The 20,402-nt window shown below is 70.4% G+C and carries 20 protein-coding genes and 1 riboswitch; of the genes, 8 read left to right on the plus strand and 12 right to left on the minus strand.

Features of this window, described 5'->3' with window-relative positions:
- Positions 1-13: 13 nt before the first annotated feature.
- From ribH to G8A07_RS13600, 11 genes are all read right to left on the minus strand, one after another.
- The gene (ribH, locus tag G8A07_RS13550) at positions 14-478 is read right to left on the minus strand and encodes a 6,7-dimethyl-8-ribityllumazine synthase (RefSeq protein ID WP_195797480.1); all 465 of its coding nucleotides are present in this window, start codon (positions 476-478) and stop codon (positions 14-16) included.
- A gap of 19 nt (positions 479-497) precedes the next feature.
- Positions 498-1,595, minus strand: coding sequence for a bifunctional 3,4-dihydroxy-2-butanone-4-phosphate synthase/GTP cyclohydrolase II (gene ribBA / locus G8A07_RS13555; protein WP_195797481.1), 1,098 nt, complete (start codon positions 1,593-1,595; stop codon positions 498-500).
- Between the two features lie 20 nt (positions 1,596-1,615).
- Positions 1,616-2,707: a bifunctional diaminohydroxyphosphoribosylaminopyrimidine deaminase/5-amino-6-(5-phosphoribosylamino)uracil reductase RibD gene (ribD, locus tag G8A07_RS13560; RefSeq protein WP_195797482.1), complete on the minus strand. Its 1,092-nt coding sequence runs from the start codon at positions 2,705-2,707 to the stop codon at positions 1,616-1,618.
- Positions 2,708-2,784: 77 nt separating this feature from the next.
- Positions 2,785-3,948, minus strand: coding sequence for a prepilin-type N-terminal cleavage/methylation domain-containing protein (locus G8A07_RS13565; RefSeq protein ID WP_195797483.1), 1,164 nt, complete (start codon positions 3,946-3,948; stop codon positions 2,785-2,787).
- Complete coding sequence (locus tag G8A07_RS13570) at positions 3,945-5,228, minus strand: PilX N-terminal domain-containing pilus assembly protein (RefSeq protein WP_195797484.1); 1,284 nt, start codon at positions 5,226-5,228, stop codon at positions 3,945-3,947. The genes G8A07_RS13565 and G8A07_RS13570 overlap by 4 nt, the downstream gene beginning before the upstream one ends.
- Complete coding sequence (locus G8A07_RS13575; RefSeq protein WP_195797485.1) at positions 5,225-5,896, minus strand: PilW family protein; 672 nt, start codon at positions 5,894-5,896, stop codon at positions 5,225-5,227. Before G8A07_RS13575 ends, G8A07_RS13570 begins: the two co-directional genes overlap by 4 nt.
- Positions 5,897-5,931: 35 nt before the next feature.
- Positions 5,932-6,372, minus strand: coding sequence for a type IV pilin protein (locus tag G8A07_RS13580; RefSeq protein WP_195797486.1), 441 nt, complete (start codon positions 6,370-6,372; stop codon positions 5,932-5,934).
- Positions 6,373-6,381: 9 nt separating this feature from the next.
- The gene (locus G8A07_RS13585; RefSeq protein ID WP_195797487.1) at positions 6,382-6,939 is read right to left on the minus strand and encodes a GspH/FimT family pseudopilin; all 558 of its coding nucleotides are present in this window, start codon (positions 6,937-6,939) and stop codon (positions 6,382-6,384) included.
- Between the two features lie 79 nt (positions 6,940-7,018).
- Complete coding sequence (gene nrdR, locus G8A07_RS13590; protein ID WP_195797488.1) at positions 7,019-7,462, minus strand: transcriptional regulator NrdR; 444 nt, start codon at positions 7,460-7,462, stop codon at positions 7,019-7,021.
- A gap of 20 nt (positions 7,463-7,482) precedes the next feature.
- The gene (glyA, locus tag G8A07_RS13595) at positions 7,483-8,733 is read right to left on the minus strand and encodes a serine hydroxymethyltransferase (protein ID WP_195797489.1); all 1,251 of its coding nucleotides are present in this window, start codon (positions 8,731-8,733) and stop codon (positions 7,483-7,485) included.
- A gap of 65 nt (positions 8,734-8,798) precedes the next feature.
- A riboswitch (ZMP/ZTP riboswitch) is annotated at positions 8,799-8,935 on the minus strand.
- 56 nt (positions 8,936-8,991) lie between these two features.
- On the minus strand, positions 8,992-9,840 hold the full coding sequence (locus G8A07_RS13600) for a lytic transglycosylase domain-containing protein (protein ID WP_195797490.1): 849 nt from the start codon (positions 9,838-9,840) through the stop codon (positions 8,992-8,994).
- 268 nt (positions 9,841-10,108) lie between these two features.
- Between G8A07_RS13600 and ubiD the strand changes: the two genes are divergently transcribed.
- Positions 10,109-11,659, plus strand: coding sequence for a 4-hydroxy-3-polyprenylbenzoate decarboxylase (ubiD, locus tag G8A07_RS13605; protein ID WP_195797491.1), 1,551 nt, complete (start codon positions 10,109-10,111; stop codon positions 11,657-11,659).
- Positions 11,660-11,877: 218 nt separating this feature from the next.
- Here ubiD and G8A07_RS13610 read toward each other — a convergent pair whose 3' ends face one another.
- Complete coding sequence (locus G8A07_RS13610) at positions 11,878-12,678, minus strand: YdcF family protein (RefSeq protein WP_195797492.1); 801 nt, start codon at positions 12,676-12,678, stop codon at positions 11,878-11,880.
- A gap of 142 nt (positions 12,679-12,820) precedes the next feature.
- Between G8A07_RS13610 and G8A07_RS13615 the strand changes: the two genes are divergently transcribed.
- The 7 genes from G8A07_RS13615 to G8A07_RS13645 all read left to right on the plus strand — a co-directional run bounded on the left by G8A07_RS13615 (position 12,821) and on the right by G8A07_RS13645 (position 20,312).
- Positions 12,821-16,525, plus strand: a complete 3,705-nt coding sequence (locus G8A07_RS13615) for a DUF748 domain-containing protein (protein WP_195797493.1) — start codon at positions 12,821-12,823, stop codon at positions 16,523-16,525.
- Between the two features lie 64 nt (positions 16,526-16,589).
- Positions 16,590-17,132, plus strand: coding sequence for a peptide-methionine (S)-S-oxide reductase MsrA (msrA, locus tag G8A07_RS13620; RefSeq protein WP_195797494.1), 543 nt, complete (start codon positions 16,590-16,592; stop codon positions 17,130-17,132).
- Positions 17,129-17,785, plus strand: coding sequence for an ABC transporter ATP-binding protein (locus tag G8A07_RS13625; RefSeq protein WP_195797495.1), 657 nt, complete (start codon positions 17,129-17,131; stop codon positions 17,783-17,785). The genes msrA and G8A07_RS13625 overlap by 4 nt, the downstream gene beginning before the upstream one ends.
- Positions 17,782-18,990 carry an ABC transporter permease gene (locus tag G8A07_RS13630; RefSeq protein ID WP_195797496.1) on the plus strand — a complete coding sequence of 403 codons (1,209 nt, stop codon included), beginning with the start codon at positions 17,782-17,784 and terminating at the stop codon, positions 18,988-18,990. The genes G8A07_RS13625 and G8A07_RS13630 overlap by 4 nt, the downstream gene beginning before the upstream one ends.
- Before the next feature lie 19 nt (positions 18,991-19,009).
- The gene (locus G8A07_RS13635; protein ID WP_195797497.1) at positions 19,010-19,285 is read left to right on the plus strand and encodes a hypothetical protein; all 276 of its coding nucleotides are present in this window, start codon (positions 19,010-19,012) and stop codon (positions 19,283-19,285) included.
- Positions 19,275-19,799 carry a DUF3299 domain-containing protein gene (locus G8A07_RS13640; RefSeq protein ID WP_195797498.1) on the plus strand — a complete coding sequence of 175 codons (525 nt, stop codon included), beginning with the start codon at positions 19,275-19,277 and terminating at the stop codon, positions 19,797-19,799. Before G8A07_RS13635 ends, G8A07_RS13640 begins: the two co-directional genes overlap by 11 nt.
- Before the next feature lie 174 nt (positions 19,800-19,973).
- Entirely contained in the window at positions 19,974-20,312 is a 339-nt protein-coding gene (locus tag G8A07_RS13645; RefSeq protein WP_195797499.1) for a hypothetical protein, read from the plus strand.
- Positions 20,313-20,402 lie beyond the last annotated feature (90 nt).

Genomic DNA, 20,402 nt, shown 5'->3' on the forward strand with positions numbered 1-20,402 from the left:
ATGGGGTAGGGGTTCAGCGCAGCGTGTCCAGCAGATTGGCCATCTCGACCGCCACCTTGGCGGCGTCGCGGCCCTTTTCCTCGGCGCGGGCCCAGGCCTGGGTCTCGTTCTCGACCGTCAGGATCGCGTTGGCCACCGGGATCTGGTAGTCCATCGAGACGCGGGTGACGCCCGCGCCGCTCTCGTTGGCGACCAGCTCGAAGTGGTAAGTCTCGCCGCGGATGATGCAGCCCAGCGCGATCAACGCGTCGAAGTTCTCGCTCTCGGCCATCACCTGCAGGGCCACCGGCACCTCCAGCGCACCGGGCACGGTGACATGACGGATCTGCTCATCGGTGACGCCCAGGGTCTTCAGCTCGGCCAGGCAGTTCGTGGCCAGCGCGGAGGTGAGGGCATCGTTGAAGCGGGCCTGCACGATGCCAATGCGCAGGTCTTGGCCGTTCAGATCGACGGCCTGGCCTTTGTCGGCTGCTTGCATGAAAGAGGATCCTTTGGAATTAACAGGGGTTGCCGGAGGCGACGAAACCGGTCACCTCGAGGCCGTAGCCGGTCATGCTGGGCATGCGGCGCGGGCTGCCGAGCAGCTTCATGCGGTGCACGCCGAGCTCGCGCAGGATCTGCGCGCCGACGCCATAAGTACGCAGGTCCATCGTGCTGCGCGGCGGCGCGGCGCTGGGCTGCTGCAGGCGCGCCAGCAGACCCTCGGCCTCCTCGCCGCAGTTCAGCAGCACGGCGACGCCGCGGCCGGCGCGCTGGATCTCGGCCAGCGCGGCGGGCAGGGGCCAGGAATGGCTGCAGGGGCCGGTCTCCAGCAGGTCGAGCACCGACAGCGGCTCGTGCACGCGCACCGGCACCTCGTCGGCCGCGCTCCACTGGCCCAGGCTCAGCGCCAGGTGCACCGCACCGCTGCGGTCGCGGAACACATCGGCCTGGAACTCGCCCTGCGCGGTCTGCAGCGGACGCTGCGTGACGCGGGTGATGATGGATTCGTTGCGGCTGCGGTACTCGATCAGGTCGGCGATGGTGCCGATCTTCAGGCCATGCTCCTGGGCGAACAGCTCCAGGTCCGGCAGTCGGGCCATCGTGCCGTCGTCCTTCATGATCTCGCAGATCACCGAGGCGGGACTCAGGCCGGCCATCTGGGCCAGGTCGCAGCCGGCCTCGGTATGGCCAGCGCGCATCAGCACGCCGCCGTCCTGGGCTTGCAGCGGGAAGATATGGCCGGGCTGCACCAGGTCGGCGGCCTCGGCATGGCGGGCCACCGCGGCCTGCACGGTGCGGGCGCGGTCGGCGGCCGAGATGCCGGTGGTGACGCCGGTGGCGGCCTCGATCGACACGGTGAAGGCCGTGCCATGCTTGGTGCCGTTGCGGGTGGCCATCGGCGGCAGCTGCAGGCGTTCGCAGCGCTCGCGGGTCAGGGTCAGGCAGATCAGGCCGCGGCCGAACCTGGCCATGAAGTTGATCGCCTCGGGCGTCACATGGTCGGCCGCCAGCACGAGGTCGCCCTCGTTTTCGCGATCTTCTTCGTCGACCAGAATGACCATGCGGCCGGCCGCCAGTTCGGCGACCAGCTCGGGAACGGGTGAAATGGGCATAGGGGCGAATTGTAGGGGGCTTAAGGCGCTTCAGGCCTGGGCATCACCGGGCGGGCGATCAGGCGCAGGTCGGCGCCGACCGGGTCGACCGACCGCCAGTTCAGCTCCAGGGCCTCGCCCAGGCTGGCCAGCGGGCCGAAGGCGGCGATCTCGCGGCCCTGGCCCAGCAGCTTGGGCGCCAGATAGATCAGGAATTCGTCCACCAGGCCGGCACGCAGCAGCGAGCCGTTGAGCTTGTGGCCGGCCTCGACATGCAGCTCGTTGACACCGCGCGCGCCCAGATCGGCCAGCAGCGCCGCCAGGTCCACCTTGCCGCCGGGGCCGGGCTTGAAGGCGATCTCGGCGCCGGTGTCGGCCAGCGCGCGAGCGCGCGCGGCGTCCTCGACCGCGGCATAGATCAGCGCCCGGCCGGGCGGCTGCAGGATGCGGGCGGCCGGCGAGGTCTCCAGGCGCGAGTCGACGATCACGCGCAGCGGCTGCAGCGCGGTCTCGACGAAGCGCACGTCCAGGCGCGGGTCGTCGTCGCGCACGGTGCCGATGCCGGTCAGGATCGCGTTGGCGCGCTTGCGAAAGACATGGCCGTCGCGGCGCGCCGCCTCGCCGGTGATCCACTGGCTCTGGCCATCGGGCAGGGCGGTCCGGCCGTCCAGCGAGGCCGCGGCCTTCAGTCGCACGAAGGGCCGGCCGCGCTGCATGCGCGAGAAGAAGCCGATATTGAGCTCGCGCGCCTCCTCGGCCAGCAGGCCCAGCTCGGCGGCGATGCCGGCGGCCCGCAGCCGGGCCATGCCCTGACCGGCCACCAGCGGGTTCGGATCGCCCACCGCGGCGACCACGCGGGCCAGGCCGGCCGCGACCAGCGCGTCGCAGCAGGGCGGGGTGCGGCCATGGTGGGAGCAGGGCTCCAGGGTTACATAGGCGGTGGCGCCGCGCACCTCGTGACCGCGCGCCTGGGCATCGCGCAGCGCCATGACCTCGGCATGGGCCTGGCCGGCCGGCTGGGTATGACCGGCGCCGAGCAGCCGGCCGTCCGCCGCGAGGATCACGCAGCCGACGCGCGGATTGGGATCGGACAGGCCGATGGCCTGGGTCGCCAGCGCCAGGGCTTGGCGCATCGCGGCTTCGTCTTGGGGGGAGATGGAGGCGGAAGAAGGGGCGGGCATGGCGGCAGTCTAGCCGGCGCTCCTGTCCCTTATCTTGGGTCGGGCTGATGCTCGACGGTCGCGCTGTCGAAGAAATGGCCCAGCCCGGGATCGACGCGATGGCCGATCGGGCAGGCCTGCTCGGCGCGGATCACCAGGAAGTTCTGGCGCGTCAGCGGGCCGTCGACCTTGAGGTAGTCCAGCGGGTGCTCGGCATTGCCGATCTTCTGTTCCTTGTCGCCGTCATAGTTGGCGCTGTAGCGGCAGACCCGGTAACCGCCCACACCCAGCGGCAGATCCAGCAGCACCAGGCGGGCATCCCAGCTCGGCGTGCTGCGCAGCAGCGGATGGACGATGCAGTAGAAGCGCACGCCCTCGGTCCGGGTCGGATCGGCGGCGGCCGGCGCGTTGTCGAAGCATTGATGGGGCGGGGCTGCCGATGCGGTGCCGGCGGGCATCAGGCCCAGGTTCAGCGGCAGAGCCGGATCGAGCGGCGCTTCGGGGTCGGGCCGGTCGCCGGTCGAGAAACGCACGAAGCCGGACAGCAGCATCGCGTTGACCTCGGTATTGCACTGGGCCGCGACGTCGGCCGCCGTCGGCGCGGCGCCCAACAGCGCGCTGCAGACCCGCACGATCGCGCCGCTGCGGTTGTCGAACACCCAGGCGATGCCGCCGGACGACGGTCTCAGCAGGCTGCGGCCGTCGCCCAGGTCGCCGGCCTCGGCCGGGATCGCCGGATGGCGCCCCAGCGGGCGGCGCACCGGGGCACCGTCCGGAGGCACCGCCAGCGCGCCGGCCAGGCGCGGATCGCTGCGGGCGATGAAGCTGTCGAAGCGCAGCTCGCTGGTCTGGCCGGTCCGGTCCTGCCAGCTGACGGTCACCTTGACCGCGCTGCCGCCGCCGTCGGGGCTGGCATCCACCCGACGCGCGATCCGGTAGCTGGTGTTGGACTTGCCGTCGCCGGCCGCGGTGGGTTCGAGCGCGAGGAGCTGAGCGAAGGCCTGCGCCGGGTCATCGGCCACCACATCCGCAAACTGCAAGCCGCGCAAGGTCTCGAGATCCTGCTGAGCCAGGCGTACGGCCTCGCTGCGCTGACGGGCCAGGTCGGCGCCCAGCCGCAGTCGGCCCTGCAGGCCGCCCAGCGCCACCATGCCGAAGGCCATGATCAGCAGCGCGACCAGCGCCTCGACGAGCGTGATGCCGCGCTGCTTCATGGTTGGACCGCATCCATCCAGCTGCCCGGCACCCGCACGAAGCTGCCGCGCTGATTGCTGAGCATCTGGATCAGGCCGGCGTGATAGTCGATGTCCACCAGGCCAGCGGCCGTGACCTTGCCTTCGCTGAGCAGGGCGCCGGTCAGCCGGGCCGGCTGGCCGCTCCCATTGCTCCAGTTCGCGTCGCCGCGCACATAGACGAGGCCGTTGAGTCGCATCGGTCCGTCGAGGCTCAGCGCGCCGTTGACGACCAGCAGCACCGGCCGTTCGAGCGTGCCCAGCTCGATATTGCTGGCGATCCTGGCCCCACCCTCGACCCAGAGCAGGTCCGCGCCGCGGCCGTGAGCCTCGACCAGGGCCGTGCCGCAGTCGCCAGCGGCGCAGCCCACGCCGCGCATCGCGGGTTGCTGGCTGTAGGTGGCCGCGCTCATGCCGAAGAACAGCCGGAACATGTCCTCGGGGCTGCCGCGGGTCAAGGTGCTGTCGCCGCGCACCAGGGCGCTGCCGGGCGGTGTGCCGGGCGTGCTGCTCGAGCGTGCCAGCGAGCCGCTGTACTCGGTCGCGCCGATCTGCATCAGCAAGCCGCCCTGACGGGGATCGGTGTTGTGCAGGCCCAGGCCCGCGGCGCCGAGGTCGACCGTGTCGCGTGCGGTCAGCGGGCCGGCCGGTGGCGTCTTCAGCGCGCTGACCAGCGCCGCATGGAACTGCAGGGTGTTCTGCGCCAGGTCGACACGGTCGGTGGCCGCGTTGCGGCACTGGCCCAGCGCGCCGGTGCAACCCTGCACCAGCACGCGGACCACACCGGGCCGCGCCAGCTCGCCGAAGCGGACGCCGAACATCGGCTGCAGCGCGCTGGCCTCTCCAGGTTCCGACAGATCGACCGCGCCGTTGGACGGGCATTGGCAGACCCAGCCCGACTCGGCCTTGCGCTGGCAGGCGCTGACCGCCGCGCGCTCCGCCACCGCGAGATGACGCGTGATGCGGCGGTCCTCGGCGATGTTCAGGTAGCGCTCGCGAAAGCTCTTGCCGGCGCCGCTGCTGCCGGCACAGGCGCCATCGATGAAACCGCCGTTCAGCAGGCCAAGCGCCCATTCGGCGCCGGCTTCCGCGGTCTCGAGGGCAAGCGCTGCGCGGTAGTGGTTGCCCGAGATGCGTTGTTCGAAGACCAGGTTGCGATTGGTGTAGGCCGCGACCAGCGCGATCAGGAAGAACAGCACCATCACGACGACGATCGTGGCGGCGCCGCGCTGGTGCCGGCGCGGGATCAGTATGGAACTCATGTGCCGCAACTCCCTTCGATGGCGTCGTTGCGCAGGCGGGCGCTGAGATTGACGCTGCGCACGACCGCCTTGTCATGGGCGGCCTGGCCCTCGATGCGCAGGCTGACATCGCGCACCAATTGGCGTGGCGGGCAGTCGGCGGCCGCGGCCGGGCAGGGCTGCAGGCAGAACTCCTCCAGGGACAGGTCTTGCGTGTTGATGCGCACCTGGAAGTCGGTGACCTTCAAGGTCTGCGGGTCGGTCAGTGGCTGCCAGGTGCCGCCCTGGTTGAACTGCAGCACGCCGGTTTGCAGCCGGTAGCCGAAGCGCTCGTTGGCGTCGACCTGGTTGTTCTCCGTCGTCACCCGGTCCGGTCGGGCGCTGGAGTAGCTGTAGTTGACCTCGCCGCCTTCGCGCGCGACGGACAGGACCTGGGCATAGGGGTTGGCGGTCGTCGCCGAAGCGCCGCTGGCCCAGACCGCTTCCTCGGCCCGGCCCCGGTAGCCGGCGCGGCGCAGGTCGCGCAGCATCAGATCGGCCGCGGCGCGCAGGTCCTGCTGGATCTGGGTTTCCAGCATCAGGCGGCGATGCTCGCCGATCTGTCCGACCATCATCACCGAGGCGCCGGCCACGACGATCAGCCCGACGGTGAGGCCCACCATCAGCTCCACCAGGCCCAGACCGCGCACTGAGGCTCGGCTTCGAGGGGCGCGGCGTGCGGCTCTCATCGGGCCCAGCACTCGGTGGTGGGGGTGCCGGCGGCATTGCTGCCGCCGTACTGCACCTGACCGCGTTCCGCGACCACGGTGATGGCGGCGCAGGACCGATCCTGCGCCTGCACGCGGCGCTCGACCGGCGTGGCCGTGATCGTGTAGCCGCTGTGGCTGACCTCGCTGAGCCGGATCTGGTAGTAGCCCGCGGGCGATTCGGCCGAGCGGATGCCCAGCGAGTCCAATGTGTCGGCATAGCTGGCCTGGTTGGTGCGCCAGCGCTCCTGGGCCTGCTGCACTGTGGTCAGCGCCGCGATCGCATCGGCGCGGCGGCCCTTCTGCACCATGCGCTGGTAGGAGGGCAGGGTCAACGCGGCCAGGATGCTGGCGATGACGACGGCCAGCATCACCTCGATCAAGGTGAAGCCCTGGCGATGTGGGGTGGCGATGTTCATGGCCAGGCCTCAGGTCGCGCAGCGCGGCAGGCCGCCGACGCTGCCATTGGGCGAGCAGCTGCGCACCCGGCCGGCGATGCTGACGACATGGCGGATCGACTGGCCGTTGCTGGCCACGATGTCGATGCTTCCGGTGGAGGTGACCGCGCCCTGGCGCGGCTGGAAGCTCAGGTTCGCCACATTGGCGCTGATGCTGGCCTCCAGGCTGGCGGGCAGCCATTGCAGCTTGAGCAGCAGGGCCGGATCGCTGCAGACGGCCTGGCCGGCATCGCTGCAGCGGCAATCGCCGGAGCTGCCGCCATGGATCACATAGCAGCTGCCCAGGGCATGGCGGCTGAAGCGGAAATGCACGCTGTCCGAACGCCGCACCGCATCGCTGCGGGCCTGCTGCAGATCGGTCATCAGCGTGTGGGCGATCTGCTGCAACCGCTGGCCCTGCATGAGCCGCTGCATCGCGGGCAGGGCGGTGGCCAGCAGGATGCCCAGGATCAGGCAGACAACGCAGCTCTCGACCAGGCTGAGGCCGCGTTGCGGGAGCGAGGGATGAGGGCTGGGGCGACTGAGCATGAACCCAATCTAGAAGGCGCGCTCGGCGCTTTCTTTCCTGCCGTCGGGGGATGCATCCCCCCTTTTCAGAGGGGCTGGATCAGATGTCGCGGATCAGCTGGCGGAACTCGTCGACATCCTCGAAGCTGCGGTAGACCGAGGCAAATCGCACATAGGCGACCTTGTCGATCTTCTTCAGCTCGCGCATCACCAGCTCGCCGAGCTTGGTGGAGGGCAGCTCGCGCGCGCCGCTGGTCAGCAGCTTTTCCTCGATGCGGGCCAGGGCCGCATCGATCAGTTCGATGCTCACCGGCCGCTTGCGCAGCGCCAGCTGCATCGAGGCGCGCAGCTTGCTCGGGTCGAAGTCGGCCCGGGTGCCGTCCTTCTTTACCACCGCGGGCAGCGCGATCTCGGCTCGCTCGTAGGTGGTGAAGCGCTTGTCGCAGCCCAGGCAGCGCCGCCGGCGCCGCACCACATCGCCCTCATCCGACTCCCGGGTCTCGACGACCTGGGTCTCGGTATGGGTACAGAAGGGGCAGCGCATCGGCGGGCTTCGGGCGCGGCTTAGCGGTAGACCGGGAAGTCGCGGGTCAGGGCCGCGACCTTCTCGCGCACCGCGGCCAGGTTGGCCTCGTCATGCGGCTTGTCCAGCACATCGGCGATCAGGTGGGCGGTGGCGCGCACCTGCTCTTCCTTGAAGCCGCGCGTGGTCATCGCCGGGGTCCCTAAGCGGATGCCGCTGGTGACCATCGGCTTTTGCGGGTCGTTCGGGATGCCGTTCTTGTTGCAGGTCATGTGGGCGGCGCCCAGGATGGCCTCGGCTTCCTTGCCGGTCAGACCCTTGGGGCGCAGGTCGACCAGCATCACATGGCTCTCGGTGCCACCGGAGACGATGCGCAGGCCGCGCTCGATCAGGGTCTCGGCCAGCACCTTGGCGTTCTTGACCACCTGTTCCTGGTAGGCCTTGAACTCAGGCGACAGCGCTTCCTTGAAGGCCACGGCCTTGCCGGCGATGACATGCATCAGCGGGCCGCCCTGGATGCCCGGGAAGATGGCCGAATTGATCTTCTTGGCGATCTCTTCGCTATTGGTCAGGATGATGCCGCCGCGCGGGCCGCGCAGGCTCTTGTGGGTGGTGGAGGTCACCACGTCGGCATGCGGCACCGGGTTCGGGTAGGCGCCCGCGGCGATCAGGCCGGCGTAATGCGCCATGTCGACCATGAAGTAGGCGCCGATCTCCTTGGCGATCTTGCCGAAGCGCTCGAAGTCGATGCGCAGGCTGTAGGCCGAGGCGCCGGCGATGATCAGCTTGGGCTTCTTCTCGCGGGCCAGGGCTTCCATCGCGTCGTAGTCGATCTCTTCCTTGGCGTTCAGGCCATAGGAGATCACGTTGAACCACTTGCCGCTCATGTTCAGCGCCATGCCGTGGGTCAGGTGACCGCCTTCGGACAGGCTCATGCCCATGATGGTGTCGCCCGGCTGCAGCAGCGCGAAGAACACGCCCTGGTTGGCCTGCGAGCCGGAGTTGGGCTGCACATTGGCAAAGTTGGCGCCGTAGAGCTGCTTCAGGCGGTCGATCGCCAGCTGCTCCACCACGTCGACATATTCGCAGCCGCCGTAGTAGCGCTTGCCGGGGTAGCCCTCGGCGTACTTGTTGGTCAGCTGGCTGCCCTGCGCCTGCATCACGGCCGGCGAGGTGTAGTTCTCCGAGGCGATCAGCTCAATGTGATCTTCCTGGCGACGGTTTTCGTTTTGGACGGCGGCCCAGAGTTCGGGGTCGACGTTGGCGAGGGTCGATTGGCTGCGATCAAACATGATGGTGGTGGGTCATGGTGAGGGTTGGGCCCGAGACGATCCGCCGCGACACATCGCGACAGGTGCTGGGCTGCCCAGGCGAACGGCTGATGTCGGCCGGGCCCGGGCCCTGAACCGTTCGCGCTCCCCGGTGGTCCACCACCTCGGGCCGTCGGCCGGTTGATGCCGTCCGCAGCCTTGATCGCCAGTTGCGCGAAGGCCCCAGTGTAGCGGACACCGGGGCCTTCTCGGAGAGAGAAAAATGTGCGGTTCGCGCGCTCAGTTCAGCAGGGCCACGCGCTCCGGATCCGGCGTCGCGGCCGGGGCCGACGCGGCGGCCTCGCGCACCGGGCGGGCGGGCGGGGTGTAGGCGCGGCCGGCGATCACCGACTTCATCTGCTCATGCTCGGCCAGCACGCGGTTGGCGTAGCCGGCATCGTCGGGCAGGTTGGCGGCGCCGACGTAGTAGCGCAGGCCGTCCTCCAGGCTGCCGGCGCGCTGGATGCACTCCTTCAGCACCTGCACGCCGACGCGCAGATTGGTGATCGGGTCGAAGGCGGCCAGGTTGCCGCCGAAGGCCTCGTACTTGTCGTCATGCACGCGGGTCATCACCTGCATCAGGCCCTGGGCGCCGACGGAGCTCTGCGCGAAGGGGTTGAAGCCGGACTCGATCGCCATGATGGCTAGGATCAGGGTCGGCTCGACGCGGGCGCGCTGGCCCACGGTCCAGGCTTCCTGCACCAGGCGGCTGATCGGCTCGGGCGCAACCTTGTAGCGGCGCGACAGCCACATCGCGACGGCGGCCTGCTGGCGCGGCAGATCCTTGGGATCGGCCGCGGTGGCACGCACCAGCGCTTCGGGCTCGGACAGGCCGGCCAGCGTGTTGCCGGAAGCCTCGGCGCGGGCCTCCTGGCGGGCGGTCAGCCAGCCGAAGGCCTCGGTTTCCAGCTTGTGGCGGAGATCCGCCTGGCTGCTGAACATCAGCAGCACAGCCACAACGGCCAGACCCAGCAGGGCCAGGGTGTTGTGGCTGACCACCAGCAGGCCTTGGCCGATGTCCTTGACGAACAAGGTAGCGGCCGCGGCGGCACCGCGGGTGAGGGATACGAAATCACGACGCGCTGTCATGCGACTCCTTTCTTCTCCGCCCTGTCATCGGGCCCGTTCCTGGTGGAGCAGGGCCTGCCGACATGGCAGTGATAATGGGCCGGCACATCTCGGATCCAGCCAAGCGACAAGCTTGGCGAGACCCGGGCCGGGTCCATCGGCAGCGGGGCGTCATCACCGTCCCAAGGCGACGACGCGGGTTAACCCTGAAGGCTTCAGGGCAGGCGGATTCTAAAGACCAAAAATAACCCGTCAAGCTTATAAGGCCAAGTTAAAATTACTTACAGTTATGAAGTACCGTGATCTTCGCGACTTTCTGCACAATTTGGAGGGGATGGGAGAGCTGCGGCGCGTTTCCGAGCCGGTATCCCCCCTACTTGAGGTGACGGCCCTCAGCGACCGGGTTTTGCGTGCCGGCGGCCCCGCGCTGCTGATCGAAAAACCGACCGGCCACAGCATGCCGGCCCTGACCAATCTGTTCGGCACCACCCGTCGCGTGGCGCTGGGCATGGGGGCCGAGAACCTGCAGGAGTTGCGTGACGTGGGTCATGTGCTGGCCAGCCTGAAGGAGCCCGAGCCGCCCAAGGGGCTGAAGGACGCCGGCCGCCTGCTGCAGATGGCCAAGGCCCTCTGGGACATGAAGCCCAGCCGGGTGCGCGAGGCGGCCTGCCAGCAGCAGATCCTGGAAGGCGCCGAGGTCAACCTGAAGCGCCTGCCGATCCAGACCTGCTGGCCCGGCGATGCCGGCCCGCTGATCACCTGGGGCCTGGTCGTGACCCGCGGCCCGCAGGGCGTGGCCCAGCCGCGCCGGCGCCAGAACCTGGGCATCTACCGCCAACAGCTGATCGGCCGGCGCCAGCTGATCATGCGCTGGCTGGCTCACCGCGGCGGCGCGCTGGACTTCCGCGACTTCGCGCTGGCCAATCCCGGCCAAGCCTTCCCGATCGCGGTGGCGCTGGGCGCCGACCCGGCCACGATCCTGGGCGCGGTGACGCCGGTGCCGGACAGCCTATCCGAGTACCAGTTCGCCGGCCTGCTGCGCGGCTCGCGCACCGAGGTGGTGGACAGCGGCGTCGGCGAGCCGGGCCATCCGCTGCAGGTGCCGGCCAGCGCCGAGATCGTGCTGGAAGGCCATATCCCGGTGGCGGAGCCGGGCTACAGCGCCGTCAGCGAGGACGGCGTGCCGCTGAAGGAGAAGGGCGGTTATCTGCACGCGCTGGAGGGGCCCTATGGCGACCACACCGGCTACTACAACGAGCAGGACTGGTTCCCGGTCTTCGAGGTCAAGCGCCTGACCCGGCGCAGCGATGCGATCTATCACAGCACCTACACCGGCAAGCCGCCCGATGAGCCCGCCATCCTGGGCGAGGCGCTGAACGAGGTGTTCGTGCCCATTCTGCAAAAGCAGTTCTCCGAGATCGTCGACTTCTATCTGCCGCCCGAGGGCTGCAGCTACCGGATGGCGGTGATCTCGATCAGGAAGGCCTACCCCGGCCATGCCAAGCGCCTGATGTTCGGGCTGTGGAGCTTTCTGCGCCAGTTCATGTACACCAAGTTCATCGTGGTGGTGGACGAGGACGTGAACATCCGCGACTGGAAGGAGGTGGTCTGGGCCATCACCACCCGCATGGACCCGGTGCGCGACACCACCCTGGTCGAGAACACGCCGATCGACTACCTGGACTTTGCCTCGCCGGTCAGCGGCCTGGGCGGCAAGATGGGACTGGACGCGACCAACAAATGGCCCGGCGAGACCCCGCGCGAATGGGGCCGCACGATCACGATGACGCCCGAGGTCTCGACACGCATGGAGGATCTGTACCGGCGCCTCTTCGGCTGAGGGCGGCCGTTTCAACTAGGGTTCGCCCAGGCTTGAACGCCCGTGGACGCTGGCCTACTGTTGTATGGCCTGCCAAGCAGGTCAAACCTCTGGCGCAGTCTCTGCGCGCCAGGAGCCCTGTAGCAGATGGCTGCAGAGCCCCAATGGTGGCGTAAGCCACCCGCCCCTCCCGGCCCCAGGCTTGGGAGGGGTTTGTCGTTTCTGGAGGCTGCTGTTTATCAACGGCCGCTGCGCAGCCCCAGCCATTCATAGACCACATAGCGGGTCTTGCGGATCGCGTCGCTGGAGGGGAACCAGTCGCCCAGGCTGTAGGGCGTCGTGGGCCGCAGCCCCAGCGGCGCCGGCACGACCTCGATGCCCAGTCCGGCGGCGGCCTCGCCAAAGGCGCGCAACGCGCGCGGCATATGCTGGCCATGGGTGACCAGCAGCACGCGGCGCACGCCGTCCTGGCGCAGCAGCGGCAGGCTCATGCGTGCGTTCTCGCGCGTGTCGCGCGAGCGGTCCTCGGCCCAGCGCAGCGGCAGCTGCCATTCCTCGCGCGCGGCCTGGCGCGCCAGCGCCGCCTCGGTGAGCTTCAGTTCCATCAGCTCGCGCGCCGGCCCGCCGGTGAAGCCCAGCGGCAGTCCGGTGCGGCGCGCCAGCCAGACGCCATAGCGCAGCCGCTCCAGGCTCAGCGGCTTCAGGGTCGGCCCGCCATATTCCGGGGCCTCGCGCTGCGCGCCGGCGCCCAGCACCAGCACGGCCGAGTCGGCCGGGTCCAGCCGCAGCCGCTCCAGCGCGGCCGCGTCCAGCGCCTGCACCGGCCCGAGCAGCGCGCGCTGCAGGCCGTCGGCGCCGACCTCGGTGAAGGCAAACCAGGTGCCCAGCAGCCCCGCACCCAGCAGGCCGCGGCCCAGCCAGCGATGCCGGCGCAGCAGGCCGGCGCCGAGCAGCAGCAGGACCAGCAGCGGTCCCGGCGGCAGCAGCAGGGGCAGCAAGAGGGGTTTGAGTTCGTGCAGGCTCTGGAGCAGCTCGTTCATCGGACCGGTGACAGCAAGAAGGAAAAAGGAGAAGGGCGGGCGCGGGCAGGCGCATGATGCTCAGCATGCAACGGAATGCAATCGGCGCCGGCCCTAGCGCGGCCGCCCGATAATCCGGCCGGTTCAAGAATCGCCCAGTTCCATGTCCATTGCCCTGTCGTCCCATCCCTGGCTACGCCGCCTGCTGATCATTCTGGCCGTGGCGGTGGCGCTGATGGGGCTGACGATGCTGCTACTGCCCTGGTGGCTGGCCGGCTCGGGCATGAAGCTGGCCAGCGAGGCCCTGGGCCGGCCGACCAGCGTCGGCGAGGTGCGCTTCCAGCCCTGGCGGCTGGGCCTGGTGCTGCGGGATCTGAAGATCTCGGGCCGCGAGGCCGAGGACCCGGCCCTGCTGGAGGTCGGCGAGCTGGACCTGGCGCTGTCGCTGCGCTCGCTGTGGCATCGCAGCCTGGTGCTGGAGTCGCTGACGGTGCAGCGGCCCACCCTGCGCCTGGCCCGTCTGGCCGAGGGGCGCTACGACATCGACGACCTGATCGAGCATTGGACGAAACCGCCGGCCGACCCGAAGGCCGAGTCCGACGGCCCCGGCTTCGCGCTCTACAACCTGCGCCTGAGCGAGGGTCAGGTCTTGCTGGACGACCGGCCCTACCAGCGCCGCCATGTGCTGGACCAGCTGCGCCTGGATCTGCCCTTCCTGTCCCAGCTCGACGCCCATGTGAAAGTGCATGTCGAGCCGCATCTGTCCGGGCGGCTGAACGCGCAGGGTTTCGATTTCGGCGGCGAGGCCTTGCCCTTCGCCGAGACGCGCGAGGCGGCGCTGAACCTGAAGTTCGCCGACCTGGACCTGAAGCCCTACCTGGCCTATTGGCCGCGCCAGCTTCCGCTCGCGCCGCAGAGCGGCCGGCTCAGCGCCGAGCTGCGCCTGGCCTTCGCGCAGGCGCCCACCAAGGCGCCGGAGCTGCGCCTGAGCGGGAGCCTCGGCCTGCGCGACGTGCTGCTGGACCAGGGCGAGCAGAAGGCCTGGCTTGGCTGGCAGGACCTGAGCCTGAAGCTGAAGGAGCTGCAGCCGCTGAAGCGCCAGCTGCTGATCGACGAGCTGCTGTGGACCGGCCCGCGCCTGGCGCTGCGCCGCGACGCGGCCGGGCGTGTCCTGCTGCCGCTGCCGCCCGCGTCCAGCAAGGATGAGGGCAAGAAGAACAACGGCAAGCAAGCCGCCGCGGAGCCCGGCTGGAAGATCGCGCTGCAGCGCCTGGAGCTGCGCCAGGCCGGGCTTGACTGGTCGGACGCCGGCGTCGGCGCCGAGCTGAAACTGCAGGAGCTGGGGCTGGAGCTGAAGGGCCTGAGCTGGCCGCTGCAGGGGCCCGCCGAGCTGCGTTTCGCGGCCGCGCTGCAGGGCCCGGACAAGGCCGCCGCGGCCAAGCTCGACGGCCAGGGCCGGCTCGGCGCCGAGGCCCTGGCGCTGGAGGCCGGCTGGCAAGACCTGGCCTTGGAGTGGCTGTCGCCCTATCTGCAGGCCGAGCTGCCGCTGGCGCTGCAGGGCCGGCTGGCCGGCAAGGCCGCGCTGGAGCTGGCCCGGCCGCTGGAGCCCGCGCCCGAGCAGCGCCTGGTCGCCAAGCTGCGCGAGCTGACGCTCGACGGGCTGCAGGCGCGGCAACTGCACAAAGGTCAGCAAGGCCAGGAGCTGCTGCGCCTGGCCGGCCTGAGCCTGGACGAGGTGAGCCTGGACCCGGCCAAGCGCCGCGTCGAGCTGGGCCAGCTGGACCTGCGCGAGCCGCGCCTGCAGCTGCGCCGCTCGGCCGCCGGGGTCTGGAATGTGCAGGAGCTGCTGCCGGCGCCGGCCAAGCCGGCAGCGGCAACGAGTGCCGAGGCACCCTGGGCGCTGCGCCTGGCCGGCCTGACGGTGGAGCGCGGCGGCCTGCAGCTCAGCGATGCCGCGGTGCAGCCGCTGAACCGGCGCGAGGGCGAGGCCGTGGGCGCGCCCTACCAGCTGGTGGTCGAGCAACTGCGCCTGAAGGCGCAGAACCTGAGCCCGGGCCAGGCCACCCGTTCGCCGGTGCAGCTGAGCCTGCAGCTGGGCCGGCCGGGGGCGCGGCGCGGCGCCGCGGCCGGCCTGGGCAGCGTGCAATGGCAGGGCGATCTGGTGCTGGCGCCACTGGCGGCGCGCGGCAGCCTGCGCGCCGAGCGCCTGCCGCTGCAGGCCTTCGACCCCTATCTGGATCCGGCGCTGGGCCTGCACCTGCGCCGCGCCGAGGCAGGTTTCCGCGGCGATTTCGCACTGAGCCAGGCCGCGGCCGGCCTGTCGGCCCAGGCCCGTGGCGACCTGCTGCTGGCCGACCTGCGCCTGCTGCAGACGCGCGAGCCGGAGAAGGGCCGGCGCGAGGTCGGCGAGGAGCTCTTGAGCTGGCAGGCGCTGAACCTGGCCGGGCTCAAGCTCGAACTGCAGCCGCAGCAGGTGCCGCGCGTCGAAGTGGCCAAGGCCAGCCTGAACGACTTCTATGCCCGCCTGATCGTCAACGAGCAGGGCCGCTTCAATCTGCGCGACCTGGGGCCGCGCGAGGCGGCCGAGGCCGCCGCTGCCGCCGCTGCGTCGGCGCCCGCCGCACCGGCCAGCGCCCCGGCCGCCGAGCCGGCGCCGGCGCTGCGGCTGAAGCTGGGCGAGACCCTAGTCAGCAATGGCAGCGTGGACTTCAGCGACCGCTTCATCCGCCCCAACTACAGCGCCAAGCTCACCGAGCTGCAGGGGCGGCTGGGCGGCTTCGAGAGCGGCAGCCCCGAGATGGCGCCGCTGACGCTGAAGGGTCGGGTGGCGGGCACCGGGCTGCTGGACATCAGCGGCCAGCTCAATCCCGGCACGCCGCTGGCGATGGACATCCGGGCCGCCGCCACCGACATCGAGCTGGCGCCGCTGTCGCCCTATGCCGGCAAGTACGCCGGCTATGCGATCGAGCGCGGCAAGCTCTCGACCAAGGTGCATTACCGCATCGCCGCCGGCGGCCAGCTGCAGGCGGACAACCAGATCGTGCTAAACCAGCTCAGCTTCGGCGAGAAGATCGACAGCCCCGACGCGACCAAGCTGCCGGTGCTGCTGGCGGTGGCGCTGCTGAAGGACGGCAACGGCGTGATCGACGTCAACCTGCCGGTCAGCGGCTCGCTCAACGACCCCGAGTTCAGCATCGGCGGCCTGGTGTTCCGGCTGATCATCAACCTGCTGGGCAAGGCGCTGACCTCGCCGTTCTCGCTGCTGATGGGCGGCGGCGGTGCGGAGCAGAGCCATGCCGAGTTCGCCCCGGCCAGCAGCGCGCTGCAGGAAACGACCCAGGCCCAGCTGGACAAGGTGGCCAAGGCGCTGACCGAGCGCCCCGGCCTGAACGTCACCCTGACCGGCTGGGCCGATCCGCAGACCGAGAAGGCCGCGCTGCAGGCCGCGCGGGTCGAGGCCTCGCTGCAGGCCGAGCGCCGGCGCGAGCTGCGCCGCCAGCAGAACGCCAGCGGCCAGGCCGCCGCAGAGGTGGCCGAGGCGCCGCTGAGCGCGGCCGAGCGCCAGCGCCTGCTGCGCGCGGTCTATCAGAACAGCAACCTGCCGAACCGGCCGCGCAACTTCATCGGCCTGCTGAAAGAGGTCCCGGCCGAGCAGATGCAGGCGATGCTGGCGGCCAGCCATGCGGTGGACGAGGAGGCGATGCGCCAGCTGGCGCTGCAGCGCGCGGTGGCGGTGCGCGACGCGCTGATCGCCAAGGGCGTGCCGAACGCGCGCCTGTTCCTGGCCGCGCCGCATCTGCAGGCGGCCAAGGCCCAGGAGGACAAGCCCTGGACCCCGCGGGTGGATTTGGCGCTGGCCGCACAGTAGTCACCGGCGCTCGGCTATGCTCTCGGCCCGGCAACAAGCGGGCTTCATCAGCGGGATTCCATCCATGAGCCAGGAACCACAAACCATCACCCTGGGCGGCGGCTGCTTCTGGTGCACCGAGGCGGTCTACGAACGCGTGCGCGGCGTGCTGTCGGTCGAGTCCGGCTACAGCAACGGCCAGCTTGCCAACCCCAGCTATGAGCAGGTCTGCTCGGGCCAGACCGGCCATGCCGAGGTGGTGCGCGTGCGCTTCGATCCGGCGCAGCTCAGCCTGCGCGAGGTGCTGGAGGTGTTCTTCGCGATCCATGATCCGACCACGCTGAACCGCCAGGGCGCCGATGTCGGCACCCAGTACCGCTCCGGCATCTACTTCCATACGCCCGAGCAGGCGGCGGTGGCGCGCGAGGTGCTGGCCGAGGCGCAAACGGCCCATGGCGGCAAGGTCGTCACCGAGCTGCTGCCCGAGGCCGACTACTACCGCGCCGAGGACTATCACCAGCATTACTACGCCCGCAATCCGGACCAGGGCTATTGCGCCTTCGTGGTCGCCGCCAAGGTGGACAAGTTCCTGTCCACCTTCAAGCGCCTGGTGCGCGATCCCGCATGATCGAGCTGCAGGGGCTGCGCTACCGCTACCACCAGGGCCCCGAGATTGCCTTCGCCGACTTCGCGCTGGGCGACGCCCCGGGCCTGCTGCTGCGCGGCGCCTCGGGCAGCGGCAAGTCGACCCTGCTGGCCCTGATGGCCGGGCTCCTGAGCGCCAGCGCCGGCAAGGTCGTGATGGCCGGCAGCGAGCTGGGCGCGATGAGCCCGCGCCAGCGCGATGCCTGGCGCGGCGCCACCCTGGGCTTCGTGCCGCAGCGCCTGCACCTGAGCGCCGCGCTGAGCGTGCGCGACAACCTGGGCCTGCCCTATCTGGCCGCCGGCTTGGGCGTCGAGGCGGCGCGGGTCGAGGAACTGCTGGCGCGCCTGGACCTGCGCGCCCAGGCCGAGCGCCGGCCGCACCAGCTGAGCCTGGGCCAGGCACAGCGCGTCGCGCTGGCACGTGCGCTGCTGCGCCGGCCGCGCCTGCTGCTGGCCGACGAGCCGACCGCCAATCTGGACGACGAGGCCGCCGCGGCCAGCCTGGACCTGCTGCAGCAGGCCGCGGCGGAGCAGGGCGCGGTGCTGGTGGTGGCCACCCATGACGGCCGCGTCGCCGAACGCCTGGGCGCTAGCTTGCCGAGCCTGGTGCTGCCCAAGCTGGGAGCTGTGCGATGAGGCGGCTGGCCGGCCTGGCCTGGCGCTATCTCTGGGCGCGGCCCCTGGTGGCGGCGCTGAACCTGCTGCTGCTGAGTCTGGGCCTGGCGGCGACCTGCTTCGTGCTGCTGGTCAGCGAGCAGCTGGAGGCCGGCGTGCGGCGCGACCTGGCCGGCATCGATCTGGTGGTCGGCGCCAAGGGCAGTCCGATGCAGATCATGCTGGCCGGCGTGTTCCACCTGGACGTGCCTACCGGCAACATCCCGCTGGCCACGGTCCAGCAGCTGCGCGGCCATCCGCTGGTGGCGCGTGCGGTGCCGATGTCGCTGGGCGACAGCCTGAAGGGTTACCGCATCGTCGGCACCACGCCCGACTATCTGCAGCTCTACAAAGGCCAGCTGCGCGAAGGCCGGCTGTGGGAGGCGCCGCTGCAGGCGGTGCTGGGCGCCGAGGCGGCGCGCGCCAGCGGGCTCAAGATCGGCGACCGCTTCGCCGGCAGCCATGGCCTGGGCGAGAGCGGGCACGAGCATGGCGAGCACCGCTACCAGGTGGTCGGCGTGCTGGAGCCCGGCGGCAGCGTGCTGGACCGCCTGGTGCTGACCGACCTGGCCTCGGTCTGGCAGGTGCACGAGGAAATGCATGCGGTCGATGCCGAGGACCGCGCGGCGCTGGAGGCCGAGCGCGAGGTGACGATGGTGCTGGTCGGCTACCGCAGCCCGCTGGCCGCGGTGAGCCTGCCGCGCTGGGTCAATGCGCAGGACGCGCTGCAGGCCGCGGCGCCTGCGCTGGAAACCGCGCGCCTGTTGCGCATGGTGGGCGCCGGCACCGAGGTGCTGCGCGGCTTCGGCGCGGTGCTGCTGCTGGCGGCCGGGCTGTCGGTGTTCGTCGCGCTGCTGCATGCGGTGCGCGAGCGCCAGGGCGACCTGGCGATGCTGCGCATGCTGGGCGCGCCGGCGCCGCGGGTGGCGACCCTGATCGGCCTGGAGGCGCTCTGGCTGGCCCTGCTGGCCAGCGCCCTGGGCCTGCTGCTGGGCCATGGCTTGACAGCTTTGCTAGGCTTTTTGCTGGCCCAGCAGCAATCGCTGCGCGTGGTCGGGACCTGGTTCTCCTGGTGGGAGCTGGCCGTGCCGGCCGTCGCGGTGCTGCTGGCCTTGTTCAGCGCGGCCTGGCCGGCCTGGCGGGCCTACCGCCTGGACGTGACCGAGCTGCTGCAAGCCCCCCACTAGACCCCAACGAAAGCACCTGATGAAGAAGAAGTCTCTGATCGCCGCCATCCTTCTGGCCTTGGGCGCCGCCACCGCGGCGCCGGCACAATCGAGCCCAGCGCCGGCCGCCACGGCCGCGCTGAGCGAACATGCGAAGAAGGACATCTCGCGCCATCGCGCGATGGCCAAGGCGCATGAGGACGCGGCCCGCTGCCTGGAAGGCGGCGAGACCGAGGAACGCTGCCAGAAGGCCCTGCTGGCCGCCTGCAAGGGCCTGGCGATCGGCAAATACTGTGGTTTGAAGCATGAACACTGAATCTCGTTCCTTCATCCGTCGCACCCTGCTGGCGGCGCTGTGCGGCCTGGCCGCGCTGTCTTCCGCGCAAGCGCTGGACGCCAACGGCGGCGCCGCGGTCGGGCAGGGCCCCGGCTATCACGATCCGCGCAGCCCCTTCAAGCCGCTGCAGGAGCGCGAGGGCGTGGTGTCCTGGCCGCTGCTGTCCTCGGTGACGGTGAAGGCCGAGAAGAACAAGCTGGTGCCCAGCTTCCCGGCGCCGGTGCAGGCGCTGGACAAGAAGACCGTCAAGGTGCAGGGCTTCATGATGCCGCTGGAGCCGGGCGACAAGCAGCGCCATTTCCTGCTGTCCTCGGTGCCGACCAGTTGCTCCTTCTGCGTGCCGGCCGGCCCGGAGGGGCTGATCGAGGTGCGCAGCAAGACGCCGGTGCGCTACACCCTGGAGCCGGTCACGGTCGAGGGCCAGATGGCGGTGCTGAGCAACGACCCTTATGGCCTGTTCTACCGCGTGATGGACGCGCAGCCGATCAACTGAAATGAAGGCCCACCCCCTACCGGCTTCGCCGGCCCCCTCAAGGGGGCACGCCCGCAGGCCCGGCAAAGCCGGATCCTCGGGCGTTGCTGGGCTGAGCCGGCTTTCGGCGCTGCGGATGATGTGGTGGCCTGACTTGTTCTATTTTTTCTCTTCCCGATGACCCTGCCGCGCCCGATGCCCCGGCCGCAACCCGCGCTGACGCGCTGGCTGCTCTGGCTGGCCCTGGCCCTGCTGCTGAGCGCGCAGGGGCTGGGCCAGTTGCACCGCATCGCCCATGCGCCGCAGCAGCACTCTCATTCGCATCACGAGGATGGCTGGGGCCATGCCAGCGGCAGCGCCGACTGCCAGATCCTCGACCATCTCGCCCATGAGGGCGGGCCGCTCCCGCTGGCCCAGCTCGCGCCGGCGCCACTGCCCCAGGGCTGGACGGCCGCGGCCGCGCCCAGCCCCGTCTTCCTGAGCGCACGCTGGTCCTACGGCGCGCGCGCACCGCCTCGGCCTCTCCAGGCCTGATTCTTTTCTCTTTCTTTTTTCCCTCTTTTGAATCGACGGCCGGCCGCGCCCAGAAGCGCGGCGCGGCCTCGCGCCCTTGCGCGCGACCCT

The sequence above is a fragment of the Roseateles sp. DAIF2 genome (genome assembly GCF_015624425.1).
Lineage (GTDB): Bacteria > Pseudomonadota > Gammaproteobacteria > Burkholderiales > Burkholderiaceae_C > Kinneretia.